Here is a 19,571-nt window from a genome sequence, read left to right as displayed (position 1 = left end):
ACCGGCACCCCCGTCCCCGTACCATGACCGCCCCGGAGGTCCCCGTGCTGCCCAGCCTGCTTGCCGTCTTCGCACACCCGGACGACGAGTCCCTCCTCGCGGGGGGCGTCCTCGCCCAGCATGCCGCGAACGGGGCCCGCACGGCGGTCGTCACCGCCACCTGGGCCCCCGACAGCCGACGAGCTCCCGAACTCGCCGACGCCCTCACCGTCCTGGGCGCCGGCACCCCGCGTCTGCTCGGCTACAACGACGCCCGCAACCCCGAGGCCGCCCCCGGCCGGCCCCGGCTCGTCGACGCTCCCCTCGACGAAGCAGTCGGCCACCTCGTCGCCAACATCCGCGACTTCCGACCCGACATCGTCATCGGACACGACGCCCTCGGTCAACTGACCGGCCACCCCGACCACGTGCGCACCCACCAGATCACCCTGCTTGCCGTCGAAGCCGCTGGCCTCGGCCACCTATATCCCGAAGCGGGACCGCCCTGGCAGCCGACCGCGCTGTACGCCGCCACGCACCCCGAGTCCGGCGTCGGCCTGCTCCGCCCGCTGCTCGAACGGGTGGGCAAGAGCGTCCTTGCCGTACCGGACTCGTACGTGACCACCAGCGTCGACGTCACCCCCTGGGCCGACGTGAAGTGGCGCGCCATCCTCGCGCACCGCGGCGAGGTCGCGCACGAACGGCCCCTGCCCGGCATCCTCGCCCGCCTTCCCGAAGCCGACCGCAGCCGGATCATCCAGACAGAGCATTTCACCCGCCTCACCCCCGGCCCCACGGAGGGCGACCCAGCCCAGCTGACCACCTGAACCCCCCGTGCTCGCTACCCCTTCACCGCCCTCCAGCAAGCACTCACCGATCGGAGAGTGAGCGGCGGGCGATGGTAGCCAGTCCGGCAATGCCGATGGCGTAGAACCCATGCACGGTAAGTGCAGCGTGCTCGTCTCGTCACAGTCACGTAGTCATCGTCAGCCCGCCCCGGACGCCGAGGCGGGCGCACGTCGAGGGCTGAGACCCCTTCAGGACCAGAGCAGTTGACATGCCGAGAGGCCGAACGTCGCGACCCCGAAGCCTGCAGCCAGAGCGATCGTCAACCGTGCCTCACGAGTGGAGTGCCTGAGAGCGGCGTGCGCCAGGACCCCGGCGAGCATGGATGCCAGTGCTATCGACAGGATCCAAGGGGCCTTGTTGCTCATTGCGGTCTACCCTTCGACAGAGGGTGACCGGTGAGGAGCGGGCAGCTCTCAACCGAGCCACCCATACGGATGGAGGTTGAGACCTGCGGAGCAGCGCTCAGTCGGAGAACAGGAATCACCGGCCTCGCCGTCGATCGAGTCCTCGTTGCTCGCGGGGGGAGGCAGGGTTTGCTTTCCGGTCAAGGGCTTACTGCTCCAAGCCCTTGGCCAACGCGGCACTAGGCCGCGCGCATTCCAGGGTGAGCATAGCGCGGTTGGTCCACGACTGTCTCTGTTGCGAAGACCCTGCCTCTCTTGCCGGGGCGAGCCCTCTTGTTGCTCAACTTGATCGTCCAGCAGGCCGAAGAGAGGCGCCTCGTCGATGACGTTGCCGTAGGACACCGCCTGTTTGCCGATCACCACAGCCTCCAGCTCGGGAAACGCTTCTGCGACGGTCTCAGGGACGCAGTTGGCGACACGGAACTCGTATCCGCGTGCAGCACCTCCACCGGGCATAGCCTCACGTTGAGCCGGGCTGTCCCAACGGACATCACCCGCAACGAGTGGGCCCGCCGTTCCTGAGGCTTCGTGACTCCTTACGCGTCCGGCTGGGCTGTCGCGGCTCCGAACGCTTCCGCGGTACCGCCTTCGGCCTGGGACGAGGGAGTGTCGACGAAGCTGTAGGGCGGCAGCGGTCCGTTGACCCGCAGTTCGAGGTGCGGATGCTCCCCGCGGAATTCGTCGACTGCGGCCAGGAATCGCTCCGCTGAACCGTGGTCCACCAGGAAGGAGACGTTGGCCAGCCAGCCTGTGCTCTGCGGACCGGCGCTCACCGCCTCGGCCATCGGCTGAAGCGCCTGCTGAAGCAGCTCCGCGTCCCTCGCCTCGCGTGCCTGGACGGCGGCGGCGATCATCTCCCCGAGCCGGATCTTCTCTTCCTGCGTGCCGCCACCGGCCTCGCGGTTCGCTTCCGCCAGGGACCGGATGTCGTCGTGGTCGGCCATGATCAGGCGGAGCACGGCCTCTTCGTCGTGGTTGGCCTTGATGTTGTACTCCGCTGTGCCGTCCAGTGCCCGCAGCCGCTCGAGGAAGTGCTCCGCTCGTTCGGCGAGCACCCGGGTCACCGTGTCGTTGTCCGGGGAGGCGCTGCCGAAGCGCATCGGCAGGACCACGCCGCCCGCTCCGGCTTCGTGAAGTACGCGCTGGTGGGCGAGCAGATCACGGCGCTTGGGCCGCAGCTGATCGGGGGCGTCACTGACGATCGCGGCCAGCTCGCCCTGGCACAGCACGCGTACCGGCCGCGGAGGGTCTCCGATGCCCTCCAGATCCTGGCGGAGGGGGGAGTGTGAGGCGCGGATGATCCCGTACACGTAGATGCTCATCTCTCATTCCCCTCTCTCGCGCGGGCCCGGTCACCCTGACGCTCGCGGCCCACGTGACGTGCCTGCTGGAAGGCGCCGGAGGTCGTCTCCTCGCCGTCGGGCAGGGCTCCCTTGGTCTTGCCGCGGGCGCCGGACTCCGTGAGCTGTCCCGTGAGCTCGGTGAGCCCGGCCGGCTTGCGCGGCCCCGCTTCCAGGTCGAGGCGGTTGCACGCCTCGGCGAAGCGGAGGTAGGTGTCCACGCTGGCGACGACGATCCGTATGTCGATCTTGAGTATCTCGATACCGAGGAGGGAGACCCGCACGTACGCGTCGATCACCAACCCGCGGTCGAGAATGAGTTCCAGTACGTCGTAGAGGCCGCTGGAACCGCCTCCGCCGCCCTGCTGTGTCGCGACGGTCATCGCGACCAACCCCTTGTTCGTCTGCCTCTGCGCGGTCCCGTCGACGCTGTCCCTCGCTGCGACGCAGGCTTCCGCGGTCGAGTAGCCGCCACCACCTGCGACCAAACGCACGTACCAGCGGGTCAAACCCCGCAGCACCGCGCACCGCGTACTGCGGGCTGCGGGCTGCGGGCTGCGGGCTGCGGGCTGCGGGCTGCGGGCTGCGATCAGACCACGCGGCCCGCCCTGAACGCGTCTGTTGGGGGTACTCGCGCGCCCATCAGATGGTCGGGCACATGAGACAGCCCGGCCTGGAGGAACTCAGAGGGACGGGAGGTGACCGCCGTGTCGAGCACGCAGTCGCACCATGCCGGGCCCGGCCAGAGCACGGACCGCTCCGGCCAGGAGCCGGTGGGCGAGCTGGTGCAGCGCGCCTCGCAGCAGCTGACTGAGCTGGTGCGCGGCGAACTGCGCCTGGCGCAGGCGGAGATGAAGGAGAAGGGCAAGCACTACGGCAAGGGCGGCGGCCTGTTCGGCGGCGCCAGCGTGGTCGGCTACCTGATGGCGCAGGCACTGGTCGCCACCGTGATCGCCGCCCTAGCGGTGGCGCTGCCGGTGTGGGCAGCCGGGCTGATCGTCACCGCGGTGCTGGGTGTGATCGCCGCCGCGATGGCCATGAGTGGAAAGAAGCAGGTCGACCAGGCCGCGCCGCCCACGCCCGAGCAGACGGTCGAGAACGTGAAGGCCGACGTGGCCGAGATCAAGGAGAGCGCACACCGATGACCCAGCCGCCTCACGACGAACCCACCGCCTCCAGCCCCGAGGAACTGCGCGAGCAGGTCGAGCAGACCCGTACCGAGCTTGGAGAGACGGTCGAGGCGCTCGCAGCGAAGACCGACGTCAAGGCGCGCGCCCAGGACAAGGCCGCCGAGGTCAAGGAGCAGGCCACCGCGAAGGCCGGCGAGCTGAAGGAGCAGGCCACGGTCAAGGCCGGGGAACTGAAGGCAAAGGCCACTGACCTGGCACACCAGGCGCAGGACAAGCTGCCCGACCCGGTCAAGGACAAAGCCGCCCAGGCCGCCGAGCAGGCCCGGGCCAAGGTCGCCCAGGCCGGCCAGCTGTGGGAGGAGAAGGCGCCCGAGCCGGTGCGGGAGAAGACCGCCCAGGGGGCGCAGCTGGCGCGTGACAACCGCAAGGTGCTGCTGGCGGCAGCGGGTGTGGCCGTCGTGGTGTGGCTGGCCTGCCGCCGCCGGAAGGGGTGAGCCGGGTGAAGGGATCGAAGATCGCCTACAAGCCAGTCGGACTCGCCCTCGGCGCCGTCAGCGGCATGACCGCGGGAGCGCTGTTCAAGCAGACGTGGAAGATGCTCGGCCACGACGAGGACGCCCCCGACGCCACCGACGAAGAGCGCTCCTGGCGCGAGGTGCTCCTCGCCGCCACGCTCCAGGGCGCGATCTTCGCCGGAGTCAAAGCGGCCGTCGACCGCGCCGGCGCCACCGCCGTCCGCCGCCTGACTGGAACCTGGCCAGGCTGACGCGCATGAGGAGGCGGGAGGGCCGGTAGGACACGAATGCCAGCCCTCTCCTGCCCGGCCAGTACCCGTACAAAGGACACTCACAGTCATGACCGATCAGCATGCGGCTGCCGCGCTGACCGCCGCAGCAGTCATCGCCACGATCTTGGTCGCCCGGGCAGTCGTCCTACACCAGGGCGATCGAAGGCGCGTTGCGCGCGTAGCAAACCTCGTGCGCCCTCGCACCGCACCTCGCGCCGACAAGACCGCGTCGTCTGCGGACGCGCTCTCGGACGCCCCCTCCTGCGCCGTGCGAGCGGCTGAACAGCACGTCCACCACTGCTGGCAGCAACTCCAGACACGCGCCGACCCATCCCAGTGACCCACCGTGGGCGCACTCGGCGCGAGCACGCAGGGGTTGGCGGATGGCGGCACATACGAGCGATAGCGCTGGGCGTGGGCGTACCGGTGTACCGTCAGCGTCAGCTGTCATGGTTCCGAAGTACCGGTCGCCCGTGAGCGTGCGCACGGGCGTTTCCGCTGTTCAGAGTGTCTGAGGACCAAGGCGATCACCTCCGGTTCCCGCGCGGTGCGGGAACCGATTTCCAGTCCCCTTGGAGGGCAGTATGGCCAGCGGAACCGTCAAGTGGTTCAACTCGGAAAAGGGCTTCGGCTTCATCGAGCAGGACGGCGGTGGCCCCGATGTCTTCGCTCACTACTCCAACATCGCCAGTTCCGGCTTCCGTGAGCTCCAGGAAGGCCAGAAGGTGAACTTCGACGTCACCCAGGGCCAGAAGGGCCCGCAGGCAGAGAACATCACCCCCGCCTGAACGGCTTGCGTCTCCACGGCACCCGCCCGCCACCTCGCTGGGCGGTTGCTGTGCGTTTGCGGTGGCCTCTCGGCAGAGCACCAACGGCTCCCCAGGCGGACGGTTGCCGTCGCGCGCTCACCGCGCACGATGGGGCTGCGCCACCGCCCCTACTGGACCCGGCGACGCGGTTACCGGCCCCGCACCTCGGCGAGTCGGTGTGGATCGAGTACGCCTACACCGTCAGCAACACCAAGTGGAGTCTCTGGTTCCAGTTCGCCGTGCACCTGCCCACCGAGCACTTGGAGGTGGACCTGGCCTTCTCGACCGCGCTTGGTCCGGTGGTGTGAAGAGGCGGTGACGTACTACGGCGACTAAAAGATCATTTACCCCATGGTCCGATCACGCCCACGGCCATCTCTCCGAGCAGGGGCGCCATGTATTCGGCTACAGCGAGCAGGGTCTGGTCCGCATAGGTCGGTCCCACGAGCTGGACCCCGATCGGGAGGCCGTTTGCGTTTCGAGCGATGGGTACGACGAGACTGGGCAGGCCCACGTGGCTGGTGAGGTTGGCCCAGCCGGTCTGGTCGAAGAAGCTCCGTTCGACGCCGTCCACTATGAGAGAGCGGCGCCCAGCCGGAATTGCCGCGGTGGGAGCTGCGGGGGTAATGAGGACGTCGTGCCGGGCGTCGGCGAAGAAGCGATGCCACGTCTCACGAAGCCGGAGGCGCTCCTCGTTGGCGCGGAGCCACGCGCGGTGTGTCTGCGTTCGGTGGCGGAGGAAGGCGGCCCGTGGGCTCGCGTCGTCCTTGTGCAGTTCACGTGCCGCCGCGAGTTCGGCAGCGCCAGCGTCGTCGTCGGTGGCGGCCGTCGCCGTTGCGTGGAGGAGCTGCTCGAAGAGGCGGAGAGAATCAGCGAAGCCGACCGGTCCCGCAGTGGGGCGGACGCTCACGCCGGCGGAAGCCAGCGTCCGTTCAAGGGCGACGAGAGCATCGGCGGTGTCGCGGTCGACGGGGCAGCTCGTGTCCTCCGCCCACACCGCCACGCGGAGCTGGTCCGCCTCGCGCCGTGTCGTGGGCAGCGTGACACTCCAGGGGTTGTTCTCCTCGGGTGCCGGTGTCGTCAGCGCGGCGAGGAGCAGGTCGAGATCCCGAGGGTGGCGGGCCAAGGGACCGGGGGTGACCATGTCGCTGCTGGTGATCCACCCCGGCGGGCGCGGGATGTGGCCGCGGGCCGGGACGAGTCCGTGCGTGGGACGCAAGCCGTAGACCCCGCAGTAGTGAGCGGGGAGTCGGAGGGAGCCGGCGAGGTCGCTGCCGAGGTCGGCGGGGGTCAGGTGGGAAGCGACTGCGGCGGCGGGTCCGCCGGAGGAGCCGCCGGCGGTGCGCTGAGGGTTGTGCGGGTTGAGCGTGGAGCCGAACAGGGTGTTGTCGGTGTGCAGGTCCTGGCAGTACGCCGGGGTGTTGGTCTTACCCATGATCACGGCGCCTTGGTGGCGGAGCCGGGCGACCGCGTCGGCGTCGCGTACGGGTACGTGATCCGTCAGCTCTTCGGCACCGCTGGTGGTGCGCAGCCCGGCCGTCTCGAAGCTGTCCTTGATCGTGAGGGGGAGGCCGTCGAGGATGCCCTTCCCCTCCCTACGGGCGCGGCGTTCGTCGGCCGCGTGCGCGGCGGCTCGGGCCGCGCTGTCGTCGCGGGTGACGACGGCGTTCACGTGGCTCGCGTCGATCCGGGCGAGGTGGAGGTCGAGCAGCTCGCGGCTGGAGATCTCGCGGCGGTCCAGGGCCTGGAGTTGGACGTGGGCGGGCTGGTGGGTGAGGTCGGTCGTCATGCGGAGACTCGCTCAGGATGGAGGGCTCGTGTGGGCTGACTGGGCAGGTGGCGCGCGATATCGAGGAGAGCGTCGATGTCGTCCATGGGCCGACTGGTCTGGCGTTCGGAGTCCGCGAATTCGGTGAGTTGGACGGGCGCCGGGCGGGCGCCTTCCGCCCGGGCAGCTATTCCGGCGAGGATCTGGTCGGCCGTGACGGCCGCAGACAGCTCCTGGCCGTGAAGTCCTCGGGCCCGGTGGTGGGCTTCACTGGCCTCGCGGACAGCGGCATGGAGGTATTGGCGGATGACGAACCGGCCATCCCGGATCTCGACTGCTCGGCGGTAGAGCCGGATCGAGATGCGGCGGAAGCGACGCCTCTGGGCCGGGTCGACTCGGTCGATCGGCAGCTCGATCTCGGGCGCTTCGCTGTAGAACGCCAGCCACAGGGGGCGCAGGCCGTAGTAGCTGCGGTACTGCTTGATCCGGTACTGGACGCTCTGAGCTTGGTCGCTGATGGTGGGCACGAGCCAGCCGATAAGCGTGAGCATGGCGCCGACATCGCCGCAGGTCCAGGCGAAACCCTCCCATTCAGCGAGGGAGGCGTCGAAGGCGCTAGCGATCACGTTGCCGATGCGGACCGCGCTGTATCCGAGCGTGACGGTTGCCCCGAGGGCGACGATGCCCAGACCGAGGCGGACGGACCCACGAGCGCTGCGGCGGGCCAGGCGCCAGCAGGCGCGGGCGAGGAACAGCTCCCCGATGGTGTAGGCCGTGACATACAGGGTGAGGTACGCGGCGTACCAGTCGTCATGCGCGTAGTACAGGGTGAAGTCGATCGGATGCGGTGCGCTGGGCGTCAGCAGGGCGAACAGCACCAGCAGCCCTGCGACCACCGCGCAGCCGGCCCCGAGCCACCTGCGACTCCACCGGCGGGCGACTTCGGGCGGGGAACTCCAGTGGGTGAGCACCACCTGTTGGCAGGCCAGGAGCGCGACCACGCAGCCCTGTGCGAGGGGCACGGAGAGGTTGACGGTGCCGAGCACGCGGTCGAGACAGGTCCACATCGGCGTGATGGAGAACAGGAACGACAGCCCTGACAGCAAGAAGACGGCAGCCAGCGCGGTTGAGGCGGGGTCCCTGCGCCGAGTCGGCACGTCACGCAGGAGGCAGAGGAAGCCGAGCGTCGCAACGACGAGGCTGATCGGGTGGAGGAGATCCTTCACTGCCGTGCCTCCCGCCGGCGCAGCAACGTGTGCGTGACCCGGTCCTGGACCGCGTCACCGGAGGACTCGTCGCTCCGCAGCCAGCGGTCGATGATTTGCCGCTGGAGCAGCGAGGCGAGAAGTTCCGTGTCCCGCTCCTCGGCTTCGTCGTACTTGGTGCGTCCCAGCATCATCTGCACCGTGGCTGGGTCCACGCTGGTGATGAAGGCCGGGGCCAGCGCGGACACCGGGCGGCTTTCGTGGTGGCCGAGCAGCAGGTGGCTGAACTCGTGGGCGATGATGTGGTCTTGATGCATAGGGCTGGTCCGCGGGTCGTAGAACACATGGACCGCACTCTCCGTGACAGCACATGCCCCGCACACCGAGGGCGCCTGCTCCCGGGGCTCTAGAACCACCGTCCGCCCCGTGCGGCGAGAGACCTCGTCACATAGATCGCGAATGTTGGTGACTTGCGGAAGGTTGAGCTCGGCCAGGAGGTCAGGCTGGCGCCGCCTGCGTGCAGACCACATTGCATTTCCTTGATCATTTACTGAACTGAAGTCTCTTACGCGCCAGTTGAGGGTGGCAAGCCTTCTGATTTCCGGACGCTCTCGACGACCCCGAGGACGGCATCCTTCCCGTCAGCGGACACGTCGGAGAGACGGAGAAGAACGTTCTTGATCTTCGCGTCGCGAAGCAGGGCGAGCAACTCAAGCTCCTGCACGGTCTTTTCAGCGACCACGTCGTCGAACCAATAGGCAGGATCGACTCCGAAAAAGGCTGCGAGCGCTTCGAGGTGACGCTTCGTCGGATTATCCCGTTGCCCCGTCCGCAGGAGCCACAGGTACTGGCCCGACACGGTACCGAGCCCACGCTTCTCCATCAGCTCGGCCACTTCAGCGTTGCTGTAAGGGCCTCGATCGGGCGGGTGCACCGTGTCGAACAGGCGGTTTAGGCGATCCATGAGCCCCTTGGGGCTCACCTGACCTTCGGTCACTCTTTCATGATCCTTTCCCGGGCGGGCTTCGTCGTCACTTCGACCACCCTACCCCGCCATAAACACCAGTTTGACGTGTCGATCACCTGTGTGGAAAGTTCTTCCCCACCAGCACGTTTCCACCTGGCGCGTACCGCCCGCTTCAGGTCGGCCTGTCCGTTTTACCGGCAGGAGCATGCGGGCGGCGTGGCACAAGCTGCAATCACCCAGCGAGAACGTTACGTCTGGCACATAAGGCTTTGATTTTCGACCGGAAAGCGCGGAGACGACCGTGGAGACCCCTCAACCACATCGCATTTCCGCTGCGAGAAATATCAGACACCCGCTCCAATTCGGACACAATGACACGTTCTCGGCGTTCGAGGCAACCGCGGCAACGGTGCGCATCGATGCGAGGGCGCACCCTGCCAGGTCCTTCATGGACGGCTGTAGCGCACGATCATTCGGTTACTCACTGCAACCAGTACAGAGTTTAAGAACCAAGTCTGGATCTTGACACGGGTCCGTGCGTATGTTCGTCGTCCCCGGGCAGCCCGCCTGCGGCGACGAACGTGAGGAGAGCGCGAGCACAGACCGGACCACGAAGGTCCACAAAACAGCGACGGCGCCCGAGAGCGGTAACTCGCGGACGCCGAACGCTAAGCGGCGTACCCGCCCCGGCAAGGGCGGAGATTGCCCACCATCACCACGCTGAGTCCTTCCGAGGGGCGCGTCAGCGTGACAACACTGCAAAGGGGAGTATCGCATGCCTCCTGCCCTGCGCAAAAGGCCCTTCCGCCTGGCCTGCGCGGCAGCCACCTCTGCCTCGGCGCCTCAGCGCCCCGAGCCGGACCGCACCATCCTGGCCCCGGCGAGCCGCCGGACCCGTCCACTCGTCGGGAGCGGCCGATGAGCAGCGAAGCCCGCGAGTGGGTGTGGGAGCACAGCTCCAGTCGAGGGGCCGCGCGCCTGGTCCTGCTGTCGATCGCCGACCGGGTGGCCGACGATCAGTGCATCTCCTGGGCCTCGCTGTCCAGCCTGGCCAAGCGCACCCGCGCCTCGGTCTCCACGGTCCGCGAAGCCGTCGAGCGCCTGCTCGTGGCCGGCGAGCTGGAACAGCTCGATGACCTCGTAGGGCCGCAGCGCAGCACGGTCTACCGCCTGCCCCTCGCCGCCAAAGCGGTTGCCCAGGCCCAGCGCGAGGAGCAGGAGGACAGCGACACGGCGACGGCAGACGAGCCCGCCGGCCCCGCGAAGCTCCGGCTCTCGGCTCTGCGGCGGTACGGAATCCGCCCGCGTGAGGTGCCGGAATCCCCCGCGAGGGTCCGGAAACCGGCAGTATCGGAAACCGGCAGGTCGAGGCGGAAACCGGCACAGCGACGTACCGGCCACCGGCACAGCGATGTACCGGCTACCGGCACACAGAACCGTAGTGAACCTGATTTGAACCGGAGGTACAGCAGTAGTGGTGCTGCCGTCCTCTCGGCTGCCGAGTGGGAGGTCGACCCCGCCACCCACACCTGGGCCCGCCAGCAGGGACACCTCGACCGCCTCAGCGAGCAGGGTCTGCGGGCGGCCGACGCGAAGTGGCGTGCCCACCGGGCGGGCCATGCTCCGAGGCCGGCGGAAGCCTGGGCTGCCGACTGGCGCTCCTGGGTCGCTCGCGAGCACGCCCCCAGTCGCCCGAACCTCTACGCCGTGCCCGGCAAGAACACCGCCGCATCGGGGGGCATGACGCGGACGGAGGCCCACACCGCCGCCCTGTTGGCCGCCCTCGACGAGCCGACCGGAACGGAGGGCTGACTGTGGACCGCCGCGAAATCGCCGCCCTGCTGGCCTACATCGGCCGACTCGACCCCCGCACCATCCGCACCGACCAGGGGGAGGCGCGCGACCAACTCGCCCAGTGGCACGAGCTGCTCGGCGACGTGCCGATGGCCACCCCGCACGGCTGGGACGTCCGCGTCGCCGCCCGCCAGCACATCCGCACCTCGCCGTACCAGATCCTGCCCGTGGACCTGGCCCGTCCCTGGGAGAGCTACCGGCGCGACCGCCTGGCGAGGCACTCCGACCCCATGCCGTCAGCCGACCCCGACGACCAGACCGCCTGGACCGCCGAGCTGGCCAGCACCCGCCGCGCCGTCGCCGCCGGTACCGCCCAGCCCGCGCAGGCCAGAGCGATCACCAGCGGTCGCGACGGAGTCGACCCGAAACTGGAGGCGCGGCTGCGGGAGATCGGTTCCTGCATACCGCCCGCCGCCCGCGCAGCCCTCACGCCCTACCGGCCCGCCCGCGCAGCCCGTGAGGCCGCTGTCGCGCAGGGACTGCCCGATGCCCTGAGCGTGCGGTGCGAATGGTGCCTGTCCCAGCCTGGCGAGCCGTGCCGCCGCCGGAGGATCAGCCCCGACGGCGGAGCCCGCGCAACCGCCCCGCGTGCCACCCCGCACCCCGGCCGCCTCGACCTCGCCGCCGCCCAGCAGGCCCAGCACACCGAGCAGGTCCAGCAGCCCGCCCCGGCCTGACCGGCGCTCCCGGCGCGTGCACCCCGCCCGCTGCACCGCCACCCGACACCCCCGTCCCGCACCGGCTGCGGCGCACGCCCACGCGCCGCAGTCGGCACCCGACGCCGCACCCGCCGAGCACCGCGCCGCCCGGTCGGCGCGGCAGCACATCGGAGACCCGCCTTGCGCCACATCACCACCCACGACGCGCCGGCCACCGGCCTGCGCGGCATCGGAGACACCAGCTGGCACACCCGCGGAGCGTGCCACGGCATGGACGTCGAGGACGCCGACGCCGTGTTCTTCCCCGGGCCCCGGGATCACGAGGAGATCGCGGAGGCGAAGGAGCTGTGCGGCTGGTGCCCCGTACGCCGCGAGTGCCTGGACTTCGCCCTGGAGAACGTCCTCAAGGAGGGCGTCTGGGGCGGTTTCACCGAAGCCGAGCGGCGCCCGTTGCATGACGGCCTGCACCAGCGCCTGGACTACCGGCGCGTGACCGCCTTCTTCCAGGGGCGCGACGTGCACCTGACCGAGGCCGAGCGGCAGGTCGTCATCGACCACGCCTACGTCCGGGGCTGGCGGCCCGACCGGCTCGCCGCCGCCCTGCAGATCAGCCACAAGCACGCCCGCGACCTGCTCCGGCAGGCCGCCAACAAGGTCCTCGACCGCGACCGCAACTACGGCGTGCCCGGCCCAAGGAAGAAGCGGAAGAAGCCCTCCAAGGCCAAGGGCACGCCCGCGCCCGCAGCTCCCGGCACTCAGCAGCCGGCAGGCCGCCCTGCGGCGTTGGCCCCGGCGCACGCCCCTCTCGGAAAGGCAGCATGACCCGCCCCGTCCCAGCCTTCGGTGCTACTTCGGACCTCCCTCTCCTCCTCGCCGCCGTCGTGCCCGCCGCCCTCGCGCTCGTGCTGACCGCCTGGACCATCCGGCGCAGGGGAACCCGCTCGCAGAAACCGCTCGGCGGCCCGGCGGTCAAGGTCGCCGCCGTCGCCGCCCTCGGCTGCACCGCCTACAGCGCCGACACGAGTTGGCGCTTCGCCGCCGACTACCTCGACATGGCCGGCACCGCCGAGCGAGCCGGAATGTTCGCCGCAGCCGAACTCGCCCTGTTCGCCACCGCGCTGATGGCACGGCAGAACCTCGCCGTCCAGGGCGCTCCCGGCCTGCCGGGCACGCTGGTATGGGTGATCACCACAGTGCAGGTGATCCCCGCCTACGCCGAGAGCGGACCCATCGGCGGCACGGTCCGCGCCTTCGTCGGACCGGTCATGGCGGCGATGCTGTGGCACCTGGCCATGGGCATCGAACTACGCCTGCGCACCCCCGGCGCCGCCTCGAACGGACTGATCGCCGTCCTGGGACGGGAGGCACGCGAACGGCTGCTGTCCCGCCTGGGCATCGCCGCGCGAGACCGCGACGCCGCGCAGATCACCCGGGACCGGGCCACCGCCCGTGCGATCACCCTTGCCGCCTGCCTCGCCGAGCGCACACCCGAACAGCAGCGCAACCGTCGCGGCCGACGGCTTACCCGACGCCTGTCGAAAGCGGTCGGCAGGGCCTCGGTCGGCACCGACCCCCTACAGCGGGCACATCTGCTCGACCAGCTCGCCGCCCGGCGACACGCGCTCGCGCTCGCCACGGTCCCGCTCCCTTCTCCCTGGTCCCCTCCGCACAGCAGCGCATCGGCGGCCACGGTCCCCGCACAGCCGACATCGAATGTGCCGGTCCCCGTCCCCGGTCCCGACGGTTCCGACGAGCCGGTCCCGGACCGGGGACCGAGGACTGCTCGGGGACCGGTCCCCGAGGAGGCGGACCCGGAAGCCAAGGTCGGCGCGGGGACCGAGGGCGACGAAACGGGAACGACCGCGGGGACCAAGCTGCCTGAAGACGGCGCGGTCCCGGGGACCGAACCCGCCGATCCAGAAGCCGCAGCGGCCACGAGGACCGACCGCAAAGCGCAAGAAGTAGCAGCTCAGGTCCCAGATTCTCGTCGGGGACCGGGCCTCGCGCAGTCGGGGACCGAGAGCACCGAGGACCGAGGACCGACCGCCCCCGCGTCCGGGACCGAGACCACCCAGGACCGAGGACCGACCGCCCCCGCGTCCGGGACCGAGACCACCCAGGACCGAGGACACAAGGTCCCACTCCGCCGGAAGCCGGCCAGGAAGTCCCGGACGAAGACCAAGGACAAGCGTGCCGGGTCCCGCTCTCCGCAAACGGAGCGCCCGGCACGCGAGCTGGGCGAGTCCGAGCGCCAGCTTGTCCACGAGGTGCGCCCCTACGTTCCCGCCCTTCTCGAACGGGACGGCAACGGAACGATCACCCGGGTGCAGCTGCGCGAAATCATCCGCCGCCAGGGCCTGACGGGTGTCGGGAACGACCGACTCGGCCTCGTCCTCCAGGAGCTGCGGAACGAGGACACCACGACGACGAGGAGCACCGCCCGATGAGGACCTGCCACCAGTTCGACACCGTCCGCGCGGAGTACGAGCGAGAGATCGGATTCATGCTCGCTCACTCCGAGCGGCACGCGGGCAGGCCGGCGGCGAAGTCCAGTGCGAAGCAAGCTGCCTCGGCGAAACAGCGGATGGCTCGCGCGCTCAACAGCCACGTCGGGCGCTGCCCCGAGTGCGGCTGAACCGGAAAAGCACCAGCTCAAATCCCCTATCCGTAACAGGTGGCCCGGCTCCGTGCCGGGCCACCGCATCCCTTGGAGTACGCAGTGATTCCGCGTCCCCCTCGTTCATCCAAACCCACCGTCACCAAGGCCGATGCCTGGGCCGACGTACTGGTCCGCCGGCGCCTCCTGTTCGCCGCCGTCCTCACGCCGACCGGCCAGTGGCTCGTCCAGGACCGCCCCGACAACCCCGTCCGCGTCCTCGCGGGCCCAGCCGATCTCCTCGCGCTGGCCGCGACCATCCAGCAGCACACCCGCTCCACGAGGCCCGAAGCCCGATGAGAAACGCACGCAAGAACGGCACCAACCCGGAACCTGAGTCCGAATCCAACTCGGTCTCGACGCGAGCAAGTTGGGGCGGAAGCGTAGCTTCCGCCGAACCCGCCCCCGAGGGGGCGGGAGTGGACCTGCACCGGGGGGCGCAGGTCCTTCAGGCTTCGACCGGGGGCGGATCGAAGCCTGGGCAGGAGGAGAAGCAGATTGAGCCGCGCGCCCCCCGACAGCGCACTCCTCGTGCCCGCCAGCGTCCGCGCCAGTCACCCGAGAAGAAGCGCCTGCACCAGCCCAACACACGTTTCAACGACGATGAGTTCGCCTTGATCAAGTCCGCCGCCGCCCAGTGCAATCTGTCCGTCGCCGGATTCCTCGCCCGCTCCGCGCTCGCCGCCGCCCGCGACCTCGACCGCACCAGTGCCGAGATCGCCGACGAACGCGAAGTGATCACAGCCCTGTTCGACAGCAGGCGTCGGCTGGGCTGGGCCGGCAGCAACCTCAACCAGGCAGTCAAGGCGCTCAACTCCGGTGCAGACGTCCCTCAGCTCGAAGCGGCCGTCGCCGCCGTACGGCGGGCCGCCGACACCGCGCACGAAGCCGCCACACGGCTGATCGAGCACCACGGCTCATGATCCCCAGCGTCAACCCGTCCGGTTCGGACACCAGAGGTCTCCTCTACTACCTCTACGAGACCGGCAAGTACGAGGACCACACCGACCCTCACCTCGTCGCTTCCTTCGACGGCATGTCCCCCGACCCCGGCCGCGACCCGAAGGCCACCCTCAAGGACCTCCAGCAGCTCCTGGACCAGCCCGTGATGGCCCTCGCCAAGCACGCGCGCCCGACCAAGCACGTATGGCACACCTCCGTACGCGCCGACCCCGGCGACCGGATCCTGTCCGACGAGGAGTGGGCCGACATCGCCCGCCGCATCGTCGCTGCCACCGGCATCGACTCCGGCGACGGACAGCCCGGCTGCCGCTGGGCAGCCGTACGCCACGCCGACGACCACATCCACATCGTCGCCACCCTCGTCACCGAGGACGGCCACCGCCCCGACGACTTCCGCTCCGGCGCTCGCGCCCAGGCCGAAGCCCGGCTCATCGAGAAAGAACTCGGTCTCCACCAGGTCGCGCCGGGCGACGGCACAGCCGCACAGCGGCCCACGAGCGCCGAGCGCCATAAGGCCGAACGGCAGGGCCGCGAGCGCACCGCCCGCGAGGAACTGCGCGAAACCGTGCGACGCGCGGTGGCCGGGGCGAGTTGCGACGAGGAGTTCTTCGACCGGCTCGCCGCTGCCGGCCTCCTGATCCGCAAGCGTGCTGCGCCCTCCGGCGACCTGCTCGGATACAAGGTCGCCCTGCCCGACGACCTGAACAAGGACGGCGAGCCGGTGTTCTATCCCGGCGCGCGCCTGGCCCCCGACCTGTCGCTGCCCCGCATCCGCGAGCGCTGGGCCGGTGAGGCCCAGGACGTTCCGGCTGCCCGGCGGGAGGATGCGATCCGTACGGGGCCGGGCAGTCCGGCCGCCGCGCGCCGCGGGACGGCTTCGGCCGTGTGGCAAGCGGTCCTCGTCGTCGAGCACGGCGAGGACGCGGTCGCCGCCGCCCACATCGCAGCGGCCGGCGAAGTCCTGGATGCCCTCGCGAAGACGTCCGCAGCCCACACCCGCCGCGAACTGCTCGACGCCGCAACAGCTTTCGAACGGGCCTCGCGCTCTCACGTCCGCGCCGTACGCGGGCACGATCGAGCCCTGCGGCAGGCCGCCCGCGACCTCGTCCAGGGCGGCCCGGCCCTCGGCCGCGGCGAGGACGGAGCCACCACGGCGATGGCCATCGACATGCTGTTCTTCCTGATCACCGCCGCCGCGCACTGGCACGCCCGGAAGGGACACGCCCAGCAGGCCGAGGCTGCCACCCGAGCCGCCGAGCACCTGCGCACCGCCTACCAGGCCGCCTCCGCCCAGCCCCTCGGCGTGCTCTACCAGCGTGGCCGACGTCTGAGCCGGCCGATGCTCCAGCGGCAGAAGGTGCTGCTGCGCGAGGCGCTGCCGGAGCTGGCCGAGCAGATCCTCGCCGAGCCCGGCTGGTACGCCCTGGCGGGGACCCTCGCGGAAGCCGAAGCCGCCGGCCACGACCCGGCCGCTCTCCTGTCCGACGCTGCCGGACGGCGCGAACTCGGCACCGCAGACTCCGTCAGCGACGTGCTCGTGTGGCGGATGCGGCGGACCGCCAACCTACCCGCCGACGCCTCCCACCCTCCCGAGACCATCACCGCAGAGAGCCGGTCCGCAGCACGTGGGATAGCGAACAGGCCCTCCGCGCCCGGCAGGAGGCGCAGCGGAGAGGAGACCTCGCGGCAGCCCCGGTAAGCCCGCCGGATGCCGGCACGCGGCCTCAGCACATCACCACGAGAAGGGACAGCGTCACCGCTCCGCTCGCAATCCACATGGTCGTACGCCACATCGAACCTCGGTGGCGACCAGGTCCGATGCAGATGCGGTCGGCATCCGTGCACCCGCAGGACGGACGGACATGGCGCAAGTGGGGCCCGTCGAGCCAGTAGGCGTCGCGAAGTTGAGCGGTCGTGGGAGACGACGACGTGTGATCGGGCACACCGTGGCAACGCAGCCGCGCCGTACCGAGACACGCATCGTAGCCAACTCGTCATCTGGGCAGTTGAGATCCACGAGTACCCCTGCTGACCTGGCCGGAGGTGACTGTGGACTTTGTGAATTGAAACCGCCGGGTGCCGTGGGGCACGATCATGAAGCGCGCATGACGAGGTGACGAGGCAGAGGAGGACGCCAGGGTGTTTCAGCGGATACGCCGCCGGGCCAAGGAGCCGAGCGAAGCTCAGAGGCGGTTCGCCGAGCTGCACGCACGGCTGCAGGGCCAGGTCCCGCCCGGCTTCGGAGTGCCCGCGTCTGAGCCGCAGCCCGCCGAACCGGCCGCCGTCGTGGACGACTTCCTTCCGCCGGAACTGCGCGTGCCGAGCCACGACCAAGTCGAGGGCAAGATGATGCCGTGGAAGCAGCCCCTCGTCCTCGAAGGCGAGATGGTCGCCTGTGCCGAGTGCGGTGCGTACCGGGACTGGCTCATCCTCTCCACGCGTGGCGAGATCTGGCTGCGCTGCCGGGCAGGCCACCAGCAGCAGGAGACCCGCATCGACACCGCCTGGTACAACCGGCACTCTGGGCCGGCGGACGCGACGCACGCCACGTTCGAGGACTGCTTGCGCCACCTCGGGCACTGACCACCACTCCTACGACCCACCGGGCCCGCGGGCCCGTACTGACCACCCGTCGCCTAGCACCAAGGGGTCAGTTCCGTCATGCGCGTTCGCGTCGCCACCACCGCCCTCGGCATCACCGCCGCCCTCCTCGCCCTGCCCGCCTGCTCCACCGACACCACCGGGGCCAAGCACCGACCCCCCTCCGCCGCCCGGACGGGAAAGCCGTCCGACGCCGTCCAGAAGCCGGCCGCGCTCTCCTCAGCCGCACTCGAAACCCGCCTGCTCGACCAGAGCGACCTCGGCAGCGGCTACCTGCTCAAGCCGGAGCGTCCGTCCCAGCACGACGACGTCACCGTCATCGGCTGCCCGGCCCTGAGCGAGCTGGGCGGCGACGCGGCGACCGGCGGCACGCCCGCCTTCCCGCACAAGGCGAAGTCGGACTTCACCTACGGCGGCAGCTCCTCGGAGATCTCCGAGGAGCTGTACAGCGACAGCCCGAAGAAGCTCTCCGACGGCATCGATCGGATCTTCGACGCCATGACCGGCTGCCCGACCTATCAGGTCGTCGCGGGCGGCACCCCGATCGACGTCGCCTCGCAGAAGCTGCCCACGCCCCACTCCGGCGGTGACGAGCAGTGGAGCCAGCTCCTGACGTTCACCGCCGGGGGGCGAAGCAGCGTGCTCAAGCAGACCGCGATCCGCGAGGGCAGCCTGCTGCTGATCGTCTCCGGCTCCTCGGCCCTCGTCGACCGCCACCTCGACAAGGCCCTCGACAGGCCACGGTAACGAGCTGACCCGCCCGCGTGCCCCGGCGCTGCTGCCTCCGACCACCATGGGTCGGGGGCAGCAGCGCGTTACTGACTGATGCGCTGAGCGGCGCGAGCGGCTTGGCCCGTTACCCTGATGGGGCTTCGCGATTTCGGCTCTGTCCGCAGTTCCGTGCAGGCGTAGGTCAGCGACGGGAAGAAACTATCTGTCCCTCGTGTCCGTACCGTCGCGATCAATGCGCTCGGGGACGTAGGGACATTGGCCGGCTGTCTTGCGATGATCGATGGTTCGGCCGATTTACGCCTGGAACTCAGTGAGGTCGATGGCGTGAACGCGCAGAGGGTAGCCGTACACCGGGTGCACCGTCTCCCGCTCGGGCGCCATGCCGAGCTTGCGGATGACGTTCTCGGAGGCGTTGTCCCCCACCCGGTTGATGCTGATGACGCGGTCCAGGCCGCGGTCCTGAAGCGCGAACTCCAGCGTGGCGTGCGCAGCTTCGGACGCGTACCCCTGGTCCCAGAACTGTGAACCCAGCCGCCAGCTGATCGCCACGGCGGGCATCACCTCCGGCAGGAACTCGGGCACGGACAGTCCCGTGAAGCCGATCAGTTCGCCCGAGGCCAGCAGCTCGACGGCGAAGAGCCCGAAGCCCTCCTCGTCCCACTCCTCCTCCCATCGCTCGATGGCCTCGGCCGTCTGGTCCAGGTCGCGCACCGCGCCGTCGTCGATCCAGCGCATGACCCGTGGGTCCGCGTTGATGTCCGTCATTGGCACGAGGTCGTCGTTGTGCCAGCTACGGAGGAGGAGACGGGGTGTGCGGATCTCGGTCATGCGCCCATCCTCCAGGAAGCAAACGCCTCATCGGTAATCC

The 19,571-nt window shown here is 69.9% G+C and carries 23 protein-coding genes; 16 read left to right on the top strand and 7 right to left on the bottom strand.

The features are described from left to right. Positions 1-23: 23 nt before the first annotated feature. Entirely contained in the window at positions 24-806 is a 783-nt protein-coding gene (locus tag ACFYZQ_RS37220) for a PIG-L deacetylase family protein (RefSeq protein WP_389157956.1), read from the top strand. 962 nt (positions 807-1,768) lie between these two features. Here ACFYZQ_RS37220 and ACFYZQ_RS37215 read toward each other — a convergent pair. Further along, the gene (locus ACFYZQ_RS37215; RefSeq protein WP_389157954.1) at positions 1,769-2,554 is read right to left on the bottom strand and encodes a GvpL/GvpF family gas vesicle protein; all 786 of its coding nucleotides are present in this window, start codon (positions 2,552-2,554) and stop codon (positions 1,769-1,771) included. Then, complete coding sequence (gvpJ, locus tag ACFYZQ_RS37210) at positions 2,551-2,955, bottom strand: gas vesicle protein GvpJ (protein ID WP_389157951.1); 405 nt, start codon at positions 2,953-2,955, stop codon at positions 2,551-2,553. Before gvpJ ends, ACFYZQ_RS37215 begins: the two co-directional genes overlap by 4 nt. A gap of 390 nt (positions 2,956-3,345) precedes the next feature. Between gvpJ and ACFYZQ_RS37205 the strand changes: the two genes are divergently transcribed. The 5 genes from ACFYZQ_RS37205 (at position 3,346) to ACFYZQ_RS37185 (ending at position 5,606) form a co-directional block, all read left to right on the top strand. Beyond that, positions 3,346-3,717, top strand: coding sequence for a phage holin family protein (locus tag ACFYZQ_RS37205; RefSeq protein WP_389158083.1), 372 nt, complete (start codon positions 3,346-3,348; stop codon positions 3,715-3,717). After that, on the top strand, positions 3,714-4,196 hold the full coding sequence (locus tag ACFYZQ_RS37200; RefSeq protein ID WP_389157949.1) for a DUF3618 domain-containing protein: 483 nt from the start codon (positions 3,714-3,716) through the stop codon (positions 4,194-4,196). Before ACFYZQ_RS37205 ends, ACFYZQ_RS37200 begins: the two co-directional genes overlap by 4 nt. A 5-nt stretch (positions 4,197-4,201) precedes the next feature. Continuing rightward, positions 4,202-4,468: a DUF4235 domain-containing protein gene (locus tag ACFYZQ_RS37195; RefSeq protein WP_389157946.1), complete on the top strand. Its 267-nt coding sequence runs from the start codon at positions 4,202-4,204 to the stop codon at positions 4,466-4,468. Positions 4,469-5,073: 605 nt separating this feature from the next. Next, on the top strand, positions 5,074-5,277 hold the full coding sequence (locus tag ACFYZQ_RS37190) for a cold-shock protein (RefSeq protein WP_010982331.1): 204 nt from the start codon (positions 5,074-5,076) through the stop codon (positions 5,275-5,277). Between the two features lie 197 nt (positions 5,278-5,474). After that, positions 5,475-5,606 carry a hypothetical protein gene (locus tag ACFYZQ_RS37185; RefSeq protein WP_389157943.1) on the top strand — a complete coding sequence of 44 codons (132 nt, stop codon included), beginning with the start codon at positions 5,475-5,477 and terminating at the stop codon, positions 5,604-5,606. Between the two features lie 32 nt (positions 5,607-5,638). On the opposite strand, the gene ACFYZQ_RS37180 is transcribed toward ACFYZQ_RS37185, so the two are convergent. From ACFYZQ_RS37180 to ACFYZQ_RS37165, 4 genes are all read right to left on the bottom strand, one after another. Beyond that, entirely contained in the window at positions 5,639-7,087 is a 1,449-nt protein-coding gene (locus tag ACFYZQ_RS37180) for an amidase family protein (protein ID WP_389157940.1), read from the bottom strand. Continuing rightward, positions 7,084-8,292, bottom strand: a complete 1,209-nt coding sequence (locus ACFYZQ_RS37175) for an MAB_1171c family putative transporter (protein ID WP_389157937.1) — start codon at positions 8,290-8,292, stop codon at positions 7,084-7,086. Before ACFYZQ_RS37175 ends, ACFYZQ_RS37180 begins: the two co-directional genes overlap by 4 nt. Continuing rightward, on the bottom strand, positions 8,289-8,588 hold the full coding sequence (locus ACFYZQ_RS37170) for a secondary metabolite protein (protein WP_389157934.1): 300 nt from the start codon (positions 8,586-8,588) through the stop codon (positions 8,289-8,291). The genes ACFYZQ_RS37175 and ACFYZQ_RS37170 overlap by 4 nt, the downstream gene beginning before the upstream one ends. Positions 8,589-8,836: 248 nt before the next feature. Continuing rightward, complete coding sequence (locus ACFYZQ_RS37165; RefSeq protein WP_389157932.1) at positions 8,837-9,268, bottom strand: XRE family transcriptional regulator; 432 nt, start codon at positions 9,266-9,268, stop codon at positions 8,837-8,839. A gap of 888 nt (positions 9,269-10,156) precedes the next feature. Between ACFYZQ_RS37165 and ACFYZQ_RS37160 the strand changes: the two genes are divergently transcribed. From ACFYZQ_RS37160 to ACFYZQ_RS37115, 10 genes are all read left to right on the top strand, one after another. After that, entirely contained in the window at positions 10,157-11,050 is an 894-nt protein-coding gene (locus tag ACFYZQ_RS37160; protein WP_389157930.1) for a helix-turn-helix domain-containing protein, read from the top strand. A 2-nt stretch (positions 11,051-11,052) separates the two neighbouring features. Then, positions 11,053-11,769, top strand: coding sequence for a hypothetical protein (locus ACFYZQ_RS37155; protein ID WP_389157928.1), 717 nt, complete (start codon positions 11,053-11,055; stop codon positions 11,767-11,769). Between the two features lie 162 nt (positions 11,770-11,931). Continuing rightward, entirely contained in the window at positions 11,932-12,573 is a 642-nt protein-coding gene (locus tag ACFYZQ_RS37150; protein WP_389157925.1) for a WhiB family transcriptional regulator, read from the top strand. Next, positions 12,570-14,198 (top strand): hypothetical protein, encoded by a 1,629-nt coding sequence (locus ACFYZQ_RS37145; RefSeq protein ID WP_389157922.1) that lies wholly within the window; start codon positions 12,570-12,572, stop codon positions 14,196-14,198. Before ACFYZQ_RS37150 ends, ACFYZQ_RS37145 begins: the two co-directional genes overlap by 4 nt. Next, positions 14,195-14,386: a hypothetical protein gene (locus tag ACFYZQ_RS37140; protein ID WP_389157920.1), complete on the top strand. Its 192-nt coding sequence runs from the start codon at positions 14,195-14,197 to the stop codon at positions 14,384-14,386. The genes ACFYZQ_RS37145 and ACFYZQ_RS37140 overlap by 4 nt, the downstream gene beginning before the upstream one ends. An 84-nt stretch (positions 14,387-14,470) precedes the next feature. Continuing rightward, the gene (locus ACFYZQ_RS37135) at positions 14,471-14,707 is read left to right on the top strand and encodes a hypothetical protein (RefSeq protein ID WP_389157917.1); all 237 of its coding nucleotides are present in this window, start codon (positions 14,471-14,473) and stop codon (positions 14,705-14,707) included. A gap of 314 nt (positions 14,708-15,021) precedes the next feature. Continuing rightward, positions 15,022-15,330 (top strand): mobilization protein, encoded by a 309-nt coding sequence (locus tag ACFYZQ_RS37130; RefSeq protein ID WP_067230957.1) that lies wholly within the window; start codon positions 15,022-15,024, stop codon positions 15,328-15,330. After that, a complete protein-coding gene (locus ACFYZQ_RS37125) occupies positions 15,327-17,069 on the top strand; it encodes a relaxase/mobilization nuclease domain-containing protein (protein ID WP_389157914.1) in 1,743 nt (580 codons plus the stop codon). Before ACFYZQ_RS37130 ends, ACFYZQ_RS37125 begins: the two co-directional genes overlap by 4 nt. 440 nt (positions 17,070-17,509) lie before the next feature. Then, on the top strand, positions 17,510-17,953 hold the full coding sequence (locus ACFYZQ_RS37120; RefSeq protein ID WP_389157911.1) for a hypothetical protein: 444 nt from the start codon (positions 17,510-17,512) through the stop codon (positions 17,951-17,953). Positions 17,954-18,031: 78 nt separating this feature from the next. Next, a complete protein-coding gene (locus ACFYZQ_RS37115) occupies positions 18,032-18,718 on the top strand; it encodes a hypothetical protein (RefSeq protein ID WP_389157909.1) in 687 nt (228 codons plus the stop codon). 279 nt (positions 18,719-18,997) lie between these two features. Here ACFYZQ_RS37115 and ACFYZQ_RS37110 read toward each other — a convergent pair whose 3' ends face one another. Continuing rightward, entirely contained in the window at positions 18,998-19,531 is a 534-nt protein-coding gene (locus tag ACFYZQ_RS37110; protein ID WP_389157907.1) for a GNAT family N-acetyltransferase, read from the bottom strand. Positions 19,532-19,571: the final 40 nt, after the last annotated feature.

Source organism: Streptomyces sp. NPDC001843 (assembly GCF_042891955.1).
Classification (GTDB): Bacteria; Actinomycetota; Actinomycetes; order Streptomycetales; family Streptomycetaceae; genus Streptomyces.
The sequence above is the reverse complement of the archived record's forward strand: the minus strand, read 5'-3'. Positions and strand labels throughout refer to the sequence as shown.